Source organism: Lacrimispora struthionigena (assembly GCF_048627165.1).
GTDB lineage: Bacteria > Bacillota > Clostridia > Lachnospirales > Lachnospiraceae > Lacrimispora.
Window position 1 is genome coordinate 2,770,753 of the sequence record NZ_JBMBWP010000002.1, and the last position, 17,052, is coordinate 2,787,804.

The following is a 17,052-nucleotide window of genomic DNA, read 5'->3' on the forward strand; positions in this document are numbered from 1 at the left end:
TCTGTATACGGACTCTCTCATTATCAATGAATTGGAATTCTTTATTCCGTCGTTCAAGGCCGATATTCCGGCACTATTTCCAGATTTATAGTTTAAATAAAGGGGATGATATTGTAAAATTTGTGGTATTATTTTTTATTCTCGCAGCAGGTTCTTATTTTGATGTAAGAGAACACAGAATACCCAACAGGCTGGTGCTGACTGGTGTGGCGGGGGGAGTTATTTTATTTGGCTGGGAGGCAGGGAATCATGCAGTACTATGGGGAGCCATGTTGTTTTTGAGCCGTTTCTTAGCGGTAACAGCGTTGTTTTTTCTTTTGTTTCTAACTCGTATGATTGGAGCCGGTGATATTAAAATCATTGCTTTGATATTCGGATATCTGGGTTATGGCAACGGTTTTGCAGCAGTTGCCGGAGGTTTCATAATAGGGGCATTCTGGTCCCTGGTTCTAATGACTGTGAAAGGCTGTACCTTTCAGCGGTTTTCTTACTTTCTGACCTATGTCAGGTCATTGATTCAGACAAAAAAAATTACAGCTTATTATAGTTCCGCCCGGGATGGGTACGACGCAGTAATTCCGTTAGGATTCTGTATGTTTTTAGGAACAATACTTACGGTTGTTTTCTTTTATCAAGGAGGTTTGAAATGACAAAACGTATTATGGCAATATACGATGCGGACTCTGAATTCGGAGAACGGTTTGCAGAATTTGTAAATTTTAAAGAGAGGATTCCTGTGTCTAGTGTGTCGTTTTCATCGCTAGAGGAGCTTAAAAGCTACAGCTGTGATCATAATATTAAACTTCTGCTCATTAGTTCTAAAGTTTCAAACCAGGAGATCGGGCAGATTAGCGCAGAAAAAGTTGTTCTGCTTGAAGAAGAAAAAATTATTCCTGCAAATGAGTCCTATCCCAGTGTTTATAAGTACCAGGCGGCGGATCGCCTTATTCGGGAGATTATGGAACAATACTGCGCAGATCTGGAAGAGACAGGATATACCACACTGTCTGAAAGAAGCAGGGTGATAGGTGTCTATTCACCAGTAAACCGTTGTTTAAAAACATCCTTTTCTCTGGCTATGGCCCAGCTTTTGTCACGGGACATAAAGGTTCTTTACTTAAATATGGAAGATTGCTCTGGTTTTGGGAGTTTGACAGGAGAAGAGTATAAAAGGGGGATGTCAGATCTGTTTTATTATTACAGACAGGGCAGCTTTTCATTTGGACGGCTTGGTTCTGTTATATATACATGGGGAGATCTGGATTATGTGCCGCCGGTTCAGTATCCGGAAGATCTGGCATTTATTTCATCTCAGGAGATAGCGGGACTAATTAAGCAGATCTCTAAGGAGAGTACATACGGTACCATTATTCTTGATCTGGGGCAGATGGGAAAAAGAGCGGCTGACGTTTTGGAAGTATGTGACGGAATCTATATGCCTGTAAAAGATGATTGTGTATCAGCAGCCAAAGTTGAAGAGTTTGAAGCATACCTTGCTGCTTCCGGTCACAATGCCGTAATGAGCAGGATTCAGAAAATCAATCTACCCTATCACTGCACCTTTGGCAGAAAGGATAATTATCTGGATCAGCTTTTGTGGAGTGAATTAGGAGATTATACCCGGCAGCTGTTAAGAAAACAGCCATAGGGAGGGAGAAGATATGAACGAAGAACAACGCATCAGGATGCGGGAAGATATTATGCTGGAACTAAATCAGCATCAACAGATTTCAGATGAAGAGCTTTACACCATGATCGATGAGAAGATAATCAGATTGGGAATGACTCAATATCTGCCCTTAAGAGAAAAATTAATATTAAGAGGCTGGCTGTTTGACTCCTTCAGACGCCTGGGGATTCTTCAGGAGCTGGTAGATGATAAAACTGTCACAGAAATCATGGTAAATGGGGCAAATAACATCTTTATTGAGCGAAATGGCCGTATGGAGCGGTGGGAAAAGGAATTTGAGAGTCAGGAACAACTGGAAGATATGATTCAGCAGATTGTCAGTCGTGTAAACAGGACTGTGAATGTTTCAAGACCCATTGCAGATGCCAGACTGGGCGACGGTTCCAGGGTTCATGTTGTCCTGCCCCCGGTTTCCATTGACGGACCAGCTGTTACAATCAGAAAGTTCCCAGAACCTATCACCATTGCTAAGCTTTTAAAGCTGGGATCCATAACCAGTGAAGCAGCAGACTTTTTAAAAGCAATTGTGGAGGCTGGATATAATATTTTCATCAGCGGAGGAACCAATTCCGGTAAAAGTACTTTTTTAAATGCCCTTTCTTCTTACATCCCCCAAAACGAGCGTATTGTAACAATTGAAGATTCTGCAGAGCTTCAGATCACTCATATCTCCAATCTGGTACGTCTGGAAACGAGAGGTGCCAATGGAGAAGGGGAGGGAGAGGTAACCATCGGCGATTTAATAAAGGCAGCTCTTCGCATGAATCCATCCAGGATTATCGTGGGTGAAGTTAGAGGAAGAGAAGCACTTGATATGATTTCTGCCATGAATACCGGACATGATGGAAGTTTAAGCACCGGGCATGGAAACAGTCCAAAGGACATGCTGTCAAGGTTAGAGACCATGGTGCTCATGGGAACAGATATTCCTCTTTTGGCGGTGCGCAGTCAGGTAGCGGCAGCAATTGATATCTTAATTCATTTAGGCAGATTAAGGGATAAAAGCAGACGAGTCTTATCAATTGTGGAGGTAGCTGGATATGAAGAAGGTGAAATCAGACTTAATCCCATTTACCGGTTTGAAGAAGGGGAAACCGACGGGGGAGATGCAAAAAAAGTTGGGGGAAGCCTTAAGAAGGTTGGAGATCTTAAAAACACAGAAAAGCTTAAAGCAGCAGGCATTGAATTATGATATTTATATCCTTTCCATGAGGGAGTGGCTATATTATAGTGGACAGGGAGTCTTAATTGCAGCACTTTTTTCTTATATTTTCTATCGCAGTCTGGTGGTATTTCTTATTTTCATTCCTTTCGGAATTATAGTTCCGTTGACAAAAAGAAAAGAATTAAAAGGCAGACAGCTTCAGCAGTTGAATCTGGAATTTAAAGAAGGCATTTTACTTCTCTCCTCCTTTTTAAGTGCAGGTTATTCAGTAGAAAACTCTATTATTTCTGCGTCAGGAGAATTATCTGTTCTTTATGGCGAAGAGGGACTCATAACAAAGGAATTCCGGTTCATTGAGAGCCAGATTCATATGAACCGGTCCGTTGAGCAGGCATTTCTAGAATTTGCATTAAGAAGCGGCCTGGATGATGTGAAGAACTTTGCAGAGGTATTTTCCACTGCAAAACGCAGTGGAGGAGAATTGGTTTCTATTATCAGTCATACAGCAGATGTAATTCGGGACAAAGTACAGGTTAGGCAGGAGATTCTGACTATGACGGCTTCCAAGCAGTTTGAACTAAAAATAATGAATCTTATTCCTTTTTTCATAGTCATTTATATTGATTTCACATCCCCAGGCTTTTTTCAGATTATGTATACCACTGGAGCGGGGAGAATTTTAATGACCATATGTATGATCCTTTATATGATTGCTTACCACATAGCAAAGCGAATTATGGAAATTGAGATATGATTGGGGAGCCTTATGAAAAAACAATTAAATATTAAATGGAGACCGCCTGTAACAAAGGTACAGGCTGCATGTGCAGCGGGCGGAATTGTTTTATATGCAGTTCTGGAACTTTCCACTTTTTGGGGCAGGCAGGATGTGTTTTACGGAGAGGGACTTAAAAGAGCCGGACCAGGGCAGGGAGAGAACATTTATGAGGTTTTGGTAAAAGGACTGGATAAAGATCAGGAAGATAAAAAATTATTAATAGAAATTCCTGTTAGGGAGCGGAGATATACAGACAAAGAAGCAGAGGACCTGTTTGATCAGCTGGAAACCCAGCTTCCAACCCAAATACTTTCAGAAAATGATTCTCTTAACTCAATAAGACAAAATCTGAACCTGAAAACAAGACTGGACAGTTTTGGATTAACCGTGCGCTGGGAAACCAGTGACCCTGAGCTCATTGACTCCTTCGGAACAGTTTATAACAAGGATATTCCTGAAGCAGGGAAAGAAATTCTGATTCTGGCTATGGTATCAGATGGTATCCACCATCAAAGCTATCAATACAAATGTAAAGTATATCCACCTGTTCTGACGTTGGAAGAGAAAAAGAAAGCAGCCTTTCAAAAATGGGCAGATGATCTTGATACGAAGCAGCAGACAGATACATCACTTATTTTACCGGATGTATATGAAGGACAAAAACTCAAGTACTCTAAACCAAAAGAAGGAAGTTATGGGATTTTACCTGTGCTTGGTCTTGTGCTGGCTGTACTTTTGCAGGTCAGGACTCAGATTGAAAAGCAGAAAAAAATCAGGCTGAGAGAGCAGCAGCTTTTAATGGATTATTCAGAGGTGGTTTCAAAGCTTGTAGTTTATATTGGAGCAGGTTATACAGTAAGGGGGGCATGGGAACGAATTGCAGCAGGATACAGGGAGTCTCTTAAAAATGGAAGGCGTGTCATGCGCCCGGCTTATGAAGAGATGGTACATACGGCATCACAGTTAAAAAGTGGTTTGTCGGAAAGCCGTGCTTACAATGAATTTGGAAGGCGTTGCAGCCTCCAGCCATACATAAAGCTTGCAGCTTTACTGGAGCAAAACCAGAAAAATGGAGGCAGGCAGTTAAGAAATGCACTTGATATAGAAATGGCTTCGGCTTTTGAGCAGAGAAAGAATGCAGCCAGAAAGCTGGGAGAAGAAGCAGGTACAAAGCTTTTGCTGCCCCTTCTTCTAATGTTATTCGTTGTCATGACTATGATCGTAGTGCCTGCATTTCTTGCATTTTACTAGAGAGGAGGTGATACCATGGCCTTAATATTAAAAGAGCAGATCCAAGATTTTATAAAAGAAGAAGATGGAGTAGGGGTTATTGAGATTGTATTAATTCTGGTAGTTTTAATTGGACTTGTTATAATTTTTAAAACTAATATTAAAAAATTGCTGGATGGCATTTTTGAGGAGATTAATAAGCAGTCGAAAGAGGTGTATTAATGCACAACAATGGTCATATAACGGTATTTCTAAGTTTAACCCTTTTATGCATTGTCAGTTTGATGTGCGGACTTTTAGAGTCCGCACGGACTGCAGGAACGAGATGGTATTTAAAGATTGCTGCGGATTCCGCAATGGATTCTGTATTTAGCAGATATCACAGAGAGGCGTGGGATAAGTACCGGATTTTTCTTCTGGAAGATAAAAGCGGGAATGATCTGGAACAGAAATGGCAGGAGTATATAGCACCATATATGGAGCATTCTGGCTGGTATGGTGTGAATATAGAGGGTGCCAATGTGTTACATCGTGACCTCATAACCAGCGCCGGTGGGAAATATATGAAGCAGGAGATCCTGGATTATATGAAGTATGGAATTTTTGATCACATACCAGATGAGGCAGGAGCCGTTACAATGCTTGCTGATCTTAAGGAAGCTGCTGTAGTAAAAGATCTTTCCACGTCATATGGGGAACATACAAAAGAAGCAGTACGTCTGGAGCATGTGATTGAAGAAATTAATAGTTCCTTAGAAAAGCAGAAACAGATCTGGAATGAGGCAAATTCATGTTTGGGCAATTACAATGGACAGGAATTTATAAAAAAAGCGGTTGAATTGGAAAAAGAGACGGATCGTATACCGGCTCTTGTAAAATCTTATGGAAATATTGCAGATAAATTATATGTTCAGTTACAGCTGACAAAAAGCAAAAAATCAGAAGAAATGGATCAGTTAAGCGATCCAATCCAGATAACATTAAACAGTGATACCGATTGGTTTGATTCTTATGTGAGGCAGGATGGAGAAAGGCGAAAAGAAGTCGAAGCACTTGCCACAGAGGCTATTAATATTAAGAACACAATAGAACATTCAAAAGACCGGGCGTTGGAAGTAGAACAAATAATTGATGAATGGGAAAGCAGTTCAGATGACGATGATGATGATGGACCAGATTTATCTGAGTTATGGGGTTCTGTCAGGGATATCTGGTGTGAAATCCATATTTCTATGCTGCCCTATACCAATGGTGTGAAAGATCCTCAAAAAGAAAAGATTTTAGAAAAGGTGGAAAGTCTTGTGCGAAATGGTCTTATGAGTCTTGTACTTCCAGAGGGGACACAGATTTCCAAAGGGCAGCTTGACCTTAATTCGTTTCCATCTACGATCTATTCAGAGGAACAGGGGGAAATTGATGGTTTGATAGACCGTATTTTATTTGAGGAATACTGTGGACGTTTTCTTACCAGTTTTTTATCAGAAGAAGATAAGGCAGTTAAATATGAACTGGAGTATTTAGTCGGAGGGATGAATAGCGATGAGAAAAATTTTTCGCAGGCTGTAACAGAAGTTCTGGCCATAAGGGAAGGTCTCAATCTGGTACATATTTTAATGGATCAGGAAAAAAGGAAAGAAGCAGAAGCTTTGGCAGGTGTGATTACCGGAGTGACAGGAACTGCCCCTCTTACGGGACTGGTGGCTTTCTTTGTTATGAGTATCTGGGCAATGGGAGAAGCCATTATGGATGTCAGACGGCTGTTACAGGGAGAAAAGGTTGCATTTATCAAGTCAAAGGATAACTGGAGGCTTTCACTTCAGGGTTTGTTGGATTCAGGAAGCAGTGGTTCGTTTGAGGGTGAGGGAAGTGACAATAACGGTGTTAGCTATACTGGATATTTAAAATTGCTCCTGTTTCTCTCCCATAGTACCCGGCAGTATTACAGGCTTATGGATGTTATTCAGATGAATCTTCGGACAACCGATACAGAGTTTCGTATGTCTCATTGCGTATATGGGGCAGAAATTCAGGGAAAAGGGCGTGGGCAGCATTTCTTTTTCGGAGTGCTGGAACCTGTTTATTCCATAGAGGTGCGGACGGAAAAAGCATATTAGGATAAGGAGGCGAATAATTATGCCCTTTTTCAGAGAGTTAATAAAAATCATTTGTAAAGCAAAGGTTACTCTCCAGGTACATTTCCCCTTGACAAGAAAAAATATCTCTGCAAAAAGGGTATTATTATTCGCTTCCTTTCAACCAAAACCGGGCAGTCTGACAATCGAAGCAGCTATGGCACTTCCGCTTTTTCTGTTTGCAGTCATAATACTGATGACGCCAATGAAACTTTTAAATGACGGAAGAAAAGTTCAGACAGCGCTTGAGATTACAGGAGAAGAGTTAAGTCAGTATGTATCAGCTTTAAAAGAGTTAAAAAGAGGCAAAGATTTAAGTGCAGCGGGATTAAATGAGCTCCCGGATGGTTTTCTGGAGGGAATAACAGAACAGAGTATTCTTCTATATGCAAGAATGAAAATGGGAAAATATGAAGTATACCGAGATGCCCAGTCTGTATCTTTTTTAAGATCCTCAGTTTTAAAAGATAAAGAAACCATTGATTTGATTATGGATTATCGGATCCGCCTTCCATTTCCTGTTTTAGGGCTGAAAAGTGTTCCAATGTCCGCCCGGTGTTTCAGGAGAGCGTGGATTGGAAATACACTGTTCTATGAGGAAGAGTCCGGTGATATAGAAGAGATGGTTTATGTAGGAAGAGACAGCACCAGATATCACAAAGAAAGAACCTGCCATTATTTATTCAATCATATAAAGGCAGTGAATGAGAAGGATCTGGAAAGTATCCGCAATACTGGCGGAGGGATATACAAACCCTGCAGCAGATGCAGCAGTCTGGCAAAAGAAGGCAATATTGTCTATATCATGCCGTCAGGTGAAAAATTCCACAGCAGTAGAGAATGCAGCGCAATTACGGCATATGTGAGAATCGTTCCTATATCGGAAGTGATTCATTTAGGTGCTTGTTCTTATTGTTCTCAGTAAGGAGGTAATGATGATTGAACGATTAAATTTTATTATTTTTGGTATGTTTCTTCTGACCGCAGCCTGGGAAGATGGGAGAAAGAAAAGTATCAGTATCTGGCTCCTTTTAAGCGGCGGTGCCGCAGGACTGGCTTTGAGCTTATTACAGAGAGAGAATTGTTTTAAGTTTTCTGGCTGTCTGGTTGGTCTTGCTTTATTAACCTTAAGTAAATTATCAAAGGGATCGGTGGGCACTGGGGATGGCTGTTTCTTTATAATAAGCGGTTTGTTTTTGCCTGCACAGTCCAATCTGATATTATTTTTCTATGGCTTAAGTCTGAGCGGTATTTTCTGCGGTCTGTTCTTTCTGTTAAACCGGGTAAAAGGAATTGATGTTGGAAAAGAGAGAATCCCATTCATTCCATTTCTGGTTCCGGTCTGGCTAATCATGGTGATGAGATGAATAAGCGCTTAAATGGAAGTTATACGGTAGAAGCCGCCTTTGTTATGGCTGTCATATTATTCTCTCTTATGATATCCATTCAGTCTGCCTATCGCCTGAGAGATGAGGTGGCAGGGACTATGGCGCTTTCTGAATCAGTGCAGAGATTAAGGCACAATGAGACGGAGTCGCCTGGTGATGCTGCAAAATGGGCGGTACACAGGGCTGGAACTCCATTTTCATGGAAGGAATATCAATTTGAATTGAACTTGACCGGAAATCTGCTTACCGGAAAGCGGATTAAGGGTACAGGAGAGGGTGGCAGATGGAAGCTTGAACTGGAACAACAAGTATTTGATCCTGAAAATTTTCTAAGAAAGCTGACACTGATCAGTCAGGAGGAATGATATGAATGTTACATATAGACGGGAGATGAAGCATAATTATTTGATTATAGAGCAGGATGATTCCTATATACAGGGATATGAGGAAAACATGCTCAAAGTAAATCAAATAAATGGTTTACTGAAATTCCAATTGATGCAGATTGATAATCGTAAATATTTCTATTATGAAATCACTTCAAAACAGCCTTTAAGTCGAATATTAGAGTTTCACAGCATAAATAAACAGGAACTTATAAATTTAATTACCGGGATTGCCCAGGTTCTTAACCGTCTTCCGGCATATCTCCTTAAAGAAGATCAGATACTTCTACAGCCGGAATTTATCTATATTGAGCCAGAACAGTTTTTTGTGTCTCTCTGTATGATACCTGGAAGAGACCGGAAATTCTCAGAGGAGATGAGAGAATTACTTCGTTATCTTTTGGGAAAGATTAACCATCAGGATAAAGAATGCGTGGTTATGGCTTATGCGTTATATCAGGAGAGTGTAAAGGACAATTACAGTATGGATGCTTTGGCGGAACTGGTTTGCCTACACAATGATAAGCTGGAGGCAAGACAGGAAAAGAAGGAATGTGAGTCTCAATCAGGATTTACAAGTACAGAAAAAGAGGAGATACACGTCATTGAGGAATTTTCAAGTCCCGTACAAACCAAAACCACCGGCTTAGGTTTGTTGAGACCGCTTATTATATCGTCTGTAGTTGTTACTGGTTTTTCAGCTGTGTTGTGGAGTATATCTGGTTACAGGGGAATATTAAGATACTGGTATCTGGTCATAGCAGCAGGAGTATTGTCCGTTTTACTTGGATTCAAATCAACAGGCAAAAATCAATATCAGCACCCAGAGGAAGGCAGTCTCACAAAAGACCGTAGTTATGACAGCGAACAGGAAGAGTGGCAAACTGCTTTTTATGAAAGTAAGGAGGAATCGCAAGTTCTGCTTAGATCAGCGGCAGGTGAAGAACCCTTACAGACAGTGCTACTTAATAATAGTCAAAAAGATATGCAAGTAAAGGTTTTTAAATCTGCAAGTCCTGGAATTCCAGATATAATAATTACATATACTCCCTATCTCATAGGCAAGCAGGAGGGATTGGTGGATTATGTTCTTAATGGAGAAGCAATCAGCCGGATTCATGCGAAAATAGAGAAGGAAGGAAATGATTACTGTATCAGTGATTTAAACTCTACCAATGGCACATATGTCAACGGTCGGCTTCTGGAAACAAACGAAACAGTTTTATTAAACGAGGGAGATGAAATTTTTATCGCAAATTTTGCGTTTATATTTACATAATCTGTCAGTTTATGATAAAATAAGCATATTATAGTTCAGAAGGAGCGCTTCAATGGATGAATTTAGCAGGCGCAAGAAGGCCTTTGTCAATATTGGTCTCATTGCGGTGAATATCATTTATTTTCTATACCTGGAGATGAATGGATCTACCGAGGATACCCAGTTCATGGTTTCCCATGGGGCTATGTATGCGCCGCTGGTTATTGAAAGAGGGGAGTATTACAGGTTAATCACTTCCACGTTCATGCATTTTGGAATAAATCATATTATGAACAACATGCTGATTCTGTTCATTCTGGGAGATAATCTGGAACGTGCACTGGGGCATATTAAATACCTGCTTTTTTACTTGATCTGTGGTGTAGGAGCGAATGTTGCTTCCATGATTATAAATCTGTCTGGATATAGAAATGTGGTTTCCGCTGGCGCTTCCGGTGCCATTTTTGGAGTAATCGGTGGCCTTTTATATGCTGTGGCAGTTAATCGTGGGCAATTGGAAGACCTAAGCACCCGCCAATTGGTTGTGGTAATTTTATGCTCTCTGTATTTTGGCTTTACCAGCACAGGTGTTGATAACGCGGCCCATATTGCGGGTCTTATCATAGGCATTATAATGGGAGTTATTTTATATCGCAGACCCAGGAACGGTCGCAGCCGGTAGTTATGGAAAAAATGCTGGAAGGAGGTGAGTGTGTGAGAGAAGATGACTGCATTTTCTGTAAAATTGCAAATGGGGGTATTCCCTCAGAGACAATTTATGAGGATGACATGTTTCGTGTAATTATGGATTTAGGACCAGCTTCCAAAGGGCATGCCCTGATTCTTCCCAAGGAGCATTACAGAGATATCTGTGATCTGGATGAAGATACGGCAGCAAAGGTCCTTCCATTGGCAGCAAAAATAGGAGTCGCCATGAAAAAGGCGCTGGGATGCTCCGGGTTCAATGTAGTGCAGAATAATGGAAAAGAGGCAGGCCAGACGGTTTTTCATTTTCACGTGCATTTGATTCCCCGTTACGAGGAAGGTCCTGTTATGGTTTCCTGGATGCCGGGTAAGGCAAGTCCGGAAGAACTAGCACAGACAGGAGCCGCCATCAGGAGCGCCCTGTAATCAGAGGGGCATATGATATGAGCATACATGAAGATGAAAATCTGCTGCTGCAGTCCATATATGGTAAATATCAGGGGCTGTTGCGACGAATAGCTAAAACACTGAATGTACCGGATCTGGAACTTGATGATGTGGTACAGGAGACATTTATTTCTTATTTTGAGAATTATTCATTAACATGGTCAGACACGCGGAAAAAAAGCATGTTGATCAAAATATTAAAACGCAAATGCATAGACTCTCTTCGCAAAAATGGTCATTATGAGAAAGTAAGTCTTGATGAGGAAGATGCATCCAACGAGATGGCGATGCTCGCAAGATATGTGGTAACGGATCCTCTTGAGGTAGTTCTTGGGGAAGAGTCTGTTTTAAAAATCACCAGTGAGATTTCCAATATGAGAGATGAGTGGAAGGAGATGGCTGAACTATATTTTCTGGAACAGCTGACGATTCCGGAGATCTGTGAGAAGCTTGAAATACCGGGAACGGTCTGCCGTTCCCGGATTTATCGGACAAGAGTCTGTTTAAAGAATATACTCGGTCCAAATTATAATACTGATTAATTTTTGGAAACCAGATTCTCTATCATTTCTATAATTGTATTAACAGCATCATGAAGTTCGCTGCTTTCCATTTTTGAAAGATAGGTCTGACGGTTAGCAAAAGTATCTGTAATGGCCTGCAGTAAGGTGTCTCCATTTAAGCTTTCTTCTTCCAGAAGATAACTAAATCCCTGTTTTGAAAAAGATTTGGCATTTAAAATCTGATCACCTCTGCTGGCAGCAGCGGAAAGGGGTATCAGAATATTAAGTTTTCTTAGTGCCAGTATTTCACAGATCGCGTTGGCACCAGCTCTGGAAATCATTAAGTCAGCAGCAGCAAAAAGATGTTTCAAAGGGGCATCTACATATTCGTACTGTACATATCCATGGACACCAGCAAGGCTTTCATCCAGATTGCCCTTTCCGCAGATATGTATGATCTGGTAATTGTTTAATAGTTTTGGAAGGATGCCCCTTATAGCGTTGTTGACGGTTACAGAACCAAGGCTGCCTCCGATGATTAGTATAACAGGCTTATTGTCGTTTAGCCTGGCATACTTTAATCCAGTCATCCGGTCGCCCTCTAAGAGTTCTTTTCGAATAGGGGATCCAGTTAGTGTTGCCTTATTTTTCGGGAGATAGCTGAGTGTTTCCGGAAAATTACAGCAGACACGGGTTGCAGCCGGAATGCAGATTCGGTTGGCAAGGCCGGGAGTCATGTCTGATTCATGTATGATTACCGGTATTTTTAAATGCTTTGCAGCTAACACGACTGGAACGGCAACAAAGCCGCCTTTGGAAAATACTATATCAGGTTTGTAACTTTTAATCAGTTTAAGAGCTTCTCCAAATCCCTTTATTACACGAAAAGGATCCGTAAAGTTTTTGATGTCAAAATATCTTCGGAATTTACCTGTTGAGATACCGCTATATGGAATCTGAGCATTCTCGATCAATTTTCGTTCAATTCCCTGATAGGAACCAATGTAACGAATCTCATATTTTTTTTCTTTTAGTGAAGGAATTAAAGCCAGGTTCGGGGTAACATGACCGGCAGTACCGCCGCCAGTTAATATTATTTTTTTCATAGAAAAGCTGCCTCCCAAATTCGATATACTATTATAGTAAACGTTAGTGGTAAAAAGTCAACCCCAAAGCGTATGAGAACCAAAGGATAACCAAACATAAAGAGGTATAGACGTGGAGCAGAAGAAAGTTTCCATCAATAAGTGTTCCATCTTTTATTTGTTTCATACAAATCATAATTCAAGAGAGAAACTGGAAGCCCGTTTGCTTGATTATATGCAGAAACACCCGGAATTAACACCGTCTGTGCCTGCGCCTCCGCCAGATGAATTTCAAAAGATTATGGCAGAGTTTAATAAAAGGGGATCCAAGACAATTGTAAGAAAGCAGCTGAAAGTACTGCATTACTGTAATTTTGTCATTCACTTTTTTCAAAAGATTGTCTTTATTTTTGAGAGAAAGACTTTGAAATAAATGCAGAGAATGAAAAGGAAGTCGCCGGAATAGATTATAATAATTAACGGATAGTGAGTAAAACTATGGGATTTTTATTATTTCTCTCTGAGGCTGCGGTTCCGCTGATCATTTTTTATATTGTTGGATTTGGCATTTTATCAAAGCGTCCGGTGTTTGATGATTTTTTAAACGGCGCAAAAGATGGCATGAAAACGGTTGCAGGCATTATGCCTACACTAATTGGTCTGATGACAGCGGTAGGAGTACTTAGGGCATCCGGGTTTTTGGACTTTCTGGCAAAGCTGCTTACAAAACCCGCATCTTATTTATTTCTTCCGGCACCGGTTGTGCCGGTTATTTTAGTTCGGCTGGTCTCCAATTCGGCGGCCATCGGGCTTGTTTTGGATATCTTTAAAAAATATGGTACAGATTCTTATATTGGATTTATGACTTCTGTTCTGATGAGTTGTACTGAGACGTTATTTTACTGCCTCAGTGTTTATTTTGGTACTGTTAAAATCAGAAAAACCAGATACACTCTTGGAGGAGCCTTAACAGCAACTGTTGCTGGTATTGCTGCCAGTGTATTTTTAAGCCGGTTTTTGGTATAAAAGGAAATTAATCATTTTGATTTAAGAATTTCATAAGAATTCAGGTGGTTGTCTTCGTATACATAATCATGTATAATTACGAAGAAGCTTTTATTGTCATATAGATTTGAAGGGGATAAACGTGGATACTTACGGAACTCTTAACGAAGTACTGGTAAGGCTGTTTCGAGACGTAATGGATATCGAACAGCAGGCTATCATTACACAGGAATTTAATAATATCACCAATAATGATATGCATGTGATTGAGGCGATCGGAGTCGGAGAACCTAAGAATATGTCCGCTATAGCCAGAGAATTGTCTGTCACAGTGGGGACATTGACCATAGCCATGAACAGTCTTGTTAAAAAAGGTTATGTTACCCGCCAAAGGGGAGAAGAAGACCGGCGCGTTGTATATATTTCTCTTTCAGATAAAGGAAAACAAGCCTATGAACATCATGCTACATTTCATCGGGAGATGATAGCCGGAATGATAGAAGGGCTAAGCGAGAATGAGGTAGAAGTTTTAATCAAAGTTCTGACCAAACTGAATAAGTGGTTTCGAAGTCTTTAACAGAATTAAAGGAGGCAATACGCATTTATGAAAAAAATTATTTTATATTTAGTGAGCGCTATGCTGATGGTATCCCTGGCTGCCTGTACACCAACCCAGCCAAAGATGGAGACAACAGCACCTGATCCACAGGTAATGGCATCAACAGGAGGCGCCAGTGATAAAGTTCCTGACCCTAATGCAGAACCGATGGAAATTATTTCTGTATATAGTAAGAATGAAAATAAGACTGGTTTAAATCAGGCGATGGATGCAGTGGACAAGCTGACTGCAGATGCAATCGTAAGTAAACTTATAGAATACGGCGTATTAGAGGACGGCACAAAGGTTCTGAAATATGATTCTGCTAATGGAATTGGTACGTTGGATTTATCTGCAGTTCCACAAAGCGGTTCTGGTGATGACAGACTTACCCTTACAGCCATTGGCAACACCTTTGTAGAGAACTTTGAACTGGATAAATTAAAACTTTTGGTGAATGGTAAAAATTATTCCAGCGGTTCTATCAAACAGGGCGATAATGATTATCTGGAATATGTAAAGAATTATAAGGAAATAAAATAAAAAACAGGCAAAAGCCAATGGATCTTATGGCTTTTGCCTGTTTTATTTTAATATCAACTTCTAAGCTGTTTTGCCAGCCAGTTGCGGAAAGCAGGCTGAATTACTGAAAATGGAGCTGGCCCCACATCAAGCAAGAAAGTATGAAAGTCTTTTAAGTTAAATTTATCCTTTAAGACTCTCTCCGCCGTGTTTCGCATTTCCATGATTTCCAGATAGCCTACGTAATACTCCATATAATTGGTTGGATTTTCCACCAGGCTGTTGTAGATGGAATCTACGATGTCTGTATTTTCCACGTTATAAAAGGTTCCAAGATATTTAGCGGTAGCTTCCTTATCCCAGCCTTCATAATTGATACAGATATCAAGGTAAGCGTAAATTCCCAGCGTAATGGCTGTATTATGTGCCAGAAGCTTGCCAAGTTCTGGATCCAGCCCGTTATCTAATGTATAGGAATAATATTCTACATAGGTAGCCCATCCTTCGGAATAGCTTGAAAATGAAAGGATACTCCTTAAATCATTTGGTTTTTTGCTTAGGAAGTATACGTTCTGATATAAATGTCCGGGATATCCTTCGTGAGCCAGAGTAGTATAAAGGTCATCATTTTGAAAACGCGGGTTGTTGTTGATGTAAATAACATTATTCTGGTACTGGTCCAAAGGGGGCACCAGGTAAAAGGCCGGGCTTAAAGAGGATTCCAAAGCGCTTGGCACATACTTAACTGTGTAGTTGCAAGGTGGAAGCTCTGGAAAATCTGTAGTAATCTGAGATTTTAAAGATTCCAGTATTTCTTCCGGTTTTGTGTACTTAAAGGAGTAATGATCCAGAGAGTCAATCACTTCAGGATGATCTTTCGTAATCTGTCCCAATGCCCTGATATCACTATTCATCTGTTTTTCAATGGCTTTTTTCAGGCTTTTGACTGAATCATAGGAGGTACCGGTATTGGAGTTTACCAGATATTCAAAGTATTTCTTTCCGTCGGGATACCAGGAAAGACCTTTGTCATTGGTTCCGGTTCCAATTAGAGCTGTGATACCGCTTATTAAATTCTTATAGGCAGGAACAAAATGTTCTTCCAGAACTTTGATATTCTGCTTCTTATATTCTGCTTTCTCCTCATCGGTTAAGTCTGTCAGGGAATCAATTCTGGTATTGAAGGTTTCCGCAAGGAAGCTGTGATCCGGCTGTATTAAATAAGCTTCACAGGATTTTAAAACATGGTCAGCTGCAGCATCTGACATAAAAAGTCCTGCCTCTGATTTCTTCTTTTCGAATTCCATTATCTGCCCGTAATACACGTCAATGGAAGACAGCAATGATAGATAATGGTCTACATCCGCTTTATTGTTGAACGTATACTCGGCAAACAGAACAGGAAGCTGGGCCTGAATTCCTATGGTCGTGGTCAGCGGCTGGGCGTAGAGTTCCATACCATCAGAACTTAATTCGGTATTAACGTAGGAATACAGAATCTGATATGTAAGCCTCTGGTCGGCAGTCAGCTTCCGGGGGTTAAAGCTTTCCAGCTTTTTCTTTACCTCCTGAAGGTCCTTTGTACCCTGCTTCATCTTATCCAGAGAGTAATCTCCAAGAGTGAGAGGAACCGAATTAATTCCTCTGGAAGCAGGATCGGCAATACTGAAATGAAAACTGATGCCGGAATCGCTGATTTCATCCCGGAATAAGTCTGCAGTAAACTGATCGAATGCTTTCTGCATGGATATATCCTGGGCATGGTATTTTTCGTATTGGGCATCGGAAGGCGTTCCCGTCTGTCTTGGAGGTGGTGTACAGGCGCAAAACAGAGAGGCCGCCAAGACAATGGAAAGGATACGGCGTCCCTGCCTGATGATCATGTTTTTCATATTAAGATCCTCCACAATTCACTAATATTATTTATATGTTTATAAGAAAAAAGTAATGACAAAAGGTCAGATCCTGAAACTTACCTGCTTGACAAACGGGAACGAAACTATTACACTAGGGTTACTGACAATTGATTCATTTGAGAATGCTGAGAAAAGAAGAGTAAGAAACCCGCCTCATGTACAGAGAATTCCGGTAGCTGAAAAGGAAGCCTGAGCGTATTTCCCAACATGGCCTTGGAGCAGCGAAGTTGAATTGGCTTAATAA

General features: G+C 40.6%; 20 protein-coding genes. 18 read left to right on the forward strand and 2 right to left on the reverse strand.

Translation table 11 applies throughout. The features are described from left to right. The first annotated feature begins 122 nt into the window (after positions 1-122). From ACOAOT_RS21910 to ACOAOT_RS21975, 14 genes are read left to right on the forward strand one after another with little or no spacing between them, the layout of a single operon-like run. Entirely contained in the window at positions 123-650 is a 528-nt protein-coding gene (locus tag ACOAOT_RS21910) for a prepilin peptidase (RefSeq protein WP_420218887.1), read from the forward strand. Further along, positions 647-1,648, forward strand: a complete 1,002-nt coding sequence (locus ACOAOT_RS21915) for a P-loop NTPase family protein (RefSeq protein WP_420218888.1) — start codon at positions 647-649, stop codon at positions 1,646-1,648. The genes ACOAOT_RS21910 and ACOAOT_RS21915 overlap by 4 nt, the downstream gene beginning before the upstream one ends. Positions 1,649-1,685: 37 nt before the next feature. Further along, a complete protein-coding gene (locus ACOAOT_RS21920) occupies positions 1,686-2,882 on the forward strand; it encodes a TadA family conjugal transfer-associated ATPase (RefSeq protein ID WP_420219466.1) in 1,197 nt (398 codons plus the stop codon). Next, positions 2,872-3,609 carry a type II secretion system F family protein gene (locus ACOAOT_RS21925; protein ID WP_420219467.1) on the forward strand — a complete coding sequence of 246 codons (738 nt, stop codon included), beginning with the start codon at positions 2,872-2,874 and terminating at the stop codon, positions 3,607-3,609. Before ACOAOT_RS21920 ends, ACOAOT_RS21925 begins: the two co-directional genes overlap by 11 nt. A gap of 12 nt (positions 3,610-3,621) precedes the next feature. Then, positions 3,622-4,884: an immunoglobulin-like domain-containing protein gene (locus ACOAOT_RS21930; protein WP_420218890.1), complete on the forward strand. Its 1,263-nt coding sequence runs from the start codon at positions 3,622-3,624 to the stop codon at positions 4,882-4,884. A gap of 15 nt (positions 4,885-4,899) precedes the next feature. Then, the gene (locus tag ACOAOT_RS21935; RefSeq protein ID WP_420218891.1) at positions 4,900-5,085 is read left to right on the forward strand and encodes a Flp1 family type IVb pilin; all 186 of its coding nucleotides are present in this window, start codon (positions 4,900-4,902) and stop codon (positions 5,083-5,085) included. Beyond that, positions 5,085-6,977 carry a DUF5702 domain-containing protein gene (locus ACOAOT_RS21940; protein ID WP_420218892.1) on the forward strand — a complete coding sequence of 631 codons (1,893 nt, stop codon included), beginning with the start codon at positions 5,085-5,087 and terminating at the stop codon, positions 6,975-6,977. Before ACOAOT_RS21935 ends, ACOAOT_RS21940 begins: the two co-directional genes overlap by 1 nt. 19 nt (positions 6,978-6,996) lie before the next feature. After that, positions 6,997-7,920 carry a hypothetical protein gene (locus ACOAOT_RS21945; RefSeq protein ID WP_420218893.1) on the forward strand — a complete coding sequence of 308 codons (924 nt, stop codon included), beginning with the start codon at positions 6,997-6,999 and terminating at the stop codon, positions 7,918-7,920. Positions 7,921-7,930: 10 nt separating this feature from the next. Next, positions 7,931-8,362, forward strand: a complete 432-nt coding sequence (locus ACOAOT_RS21950) for a prepilin peptidase (RefSeq protein WP_420218894.1) — start codon at positions 7,931-7,933, stop codon at positions 8,360-8,362. Beyond that, complete coding sequence (locus ACOAOT_RS21955; protein ID WP_420218895.1) at positions 8,359-8,748, forward strand: hypothetical protein; 390 nt, start codon at positions 8,359-8,361, stop codon at positions 8,746-8,748. The genes ACOAOT_RS21950 and ACOAOT_RS21955 overlap by 4 nt, the downstream gene beginning before the upstream one ends. Position 8,749: 1 nt before the next feature. Next, positions 8,750-10,048: a DUF6382 domain-containing protein gene (locus ACOAOT_RS21960; protein ID WP_420218896.1), complete on the forward strand. Its 1,299-nt coding sequence runs from the start codon at positions 8,750-8,752 to the stop codon at positions 10,046-10,048. A 52-nt stretch (positions 10,049-10,100) separates the two neighbouring features. After that, on the forward strand, positions 10,101-10,709 hold the full coding sequence (locus ACOAOT_RS21965) for a rhomboid family intramembrane serine protease (RefSeq protein ID WP_420218898.1): 609 nt from the start codon (positions 10,101-10,103) through the stop codon (positions 10,707-10,709). Positions 10,710-10,741: 32 nt separating this feature from the next. Further along, positions 10,742-11,158: an HIT family protein gene (locus ACOAOT_RS21970; RefSeq protein ID WP_420218899.1), complete on the forward strand. Its 417-nt coding sequence runs from the start codon at positions 10,742-10,744 to the stop codon at positions 11,156-11,158. Positions 11,159-11,175: 17 nt separating this feature from the next. Further along, positions 11,176-11,721, forward strand: a complete 546-nt coding sequence (locus tag ACOAOT_RS21975; RefSeq protein WP_420218900.1) for an RNA polymerase sigma factor — start codon at positions 11,176-11,178, stop codon at positions 11,719-11,721. Here the strand turns inward: ACOAOT_RS21975 and murG are convergent. Further along, positions 11,718-12,788, reverse strand: a complete 1,071-nt coding sequence (murG, locus tag ACOAOT_RS21980) for an undecaprenyldiphospho-muramoylpentapeptide beta-N-acetylglucosaminyltransferase (protein WP_420218902.1) — start codon at positions 12,786-12,788, stop codon at positions 11,718-11,720. The genes ACOAOT_RS21975 and murG overlap by 4 nt on opposite strands. A 112-nt stretch (positions 12,789-12,900) precedes the next feature. On the opposite strand from murG, the gene ACOAOT_RS21985 reads away from it, so the two are divergent. From ACOAOT_RS21985 to ACOAOT_RS22000, 4 genes are all read left to right on the forward strand, one after another. Further along, entirely contained in the window at positions 12,901-13,200 is a 300-nt protein-coding gene (locus tag ACOAOT_RS21985) for a hypothetical protein (protein ID WP_420218903.1), read from the forward strand. 65 nt (positions 13,201-13,265) lie between these two features. After that, positions 13,266-13,793 carry a spore maturation protein gene (locus ACOAOT_RS21990; RefSeq protein WP_104439688.1) on the forward strand — a complete coding sequence of 176 codons (528 nt, stop codon included), beginning with the start codon at positions 13,266-13,268 and terminating at the stop codon, positions 13,791-13,793. A gap of 106 nt (positions 13,794-13,899) precedes the next feature. Beyond that, a complete protein-coding gene (locus ACOAOT_RS21995; protein WP_104439687.1) occupies positions 13,900-14,349 on the forward strand; it encodes a MarR family winged helix-turn-helix transcriptional regulator in 450 nt (149 codons plus the stop codon). Between the two features lie 27 nt (positions 14,350-14,376). After that, positions 14,377-14,913 carry a GerMN domain-containing protein gene (locus ACOAOT_RS22000; protein WP_420218904.1) on the forward strand — a complete coding sequence of 179 codons (537 nt, stop codon included), beginning with the start codon at positions 14,377-14,379 and terminating at the stop codon, positions 14,911-14,913. A gap of 53 nt (positions 14,914-14,966) precedes the next feature. Here ACOAOT_RS22000 and ACOAOT_RS22005 read toward each other — a convergent pair whose 3' ends face one another. Beyond that, positions 14,967-16,784, reverse strand: a complete 1,818-nt coding sequence (locus ACOAOT_RS22005; protein WP_420218905.1) for a DUF885 domain-containing protein — start codon at positions 16,782-16,784, stop codon at positions 14,967-14,969. Positions 16,785-17,052 lie beyond the last annotated feature (268 nt).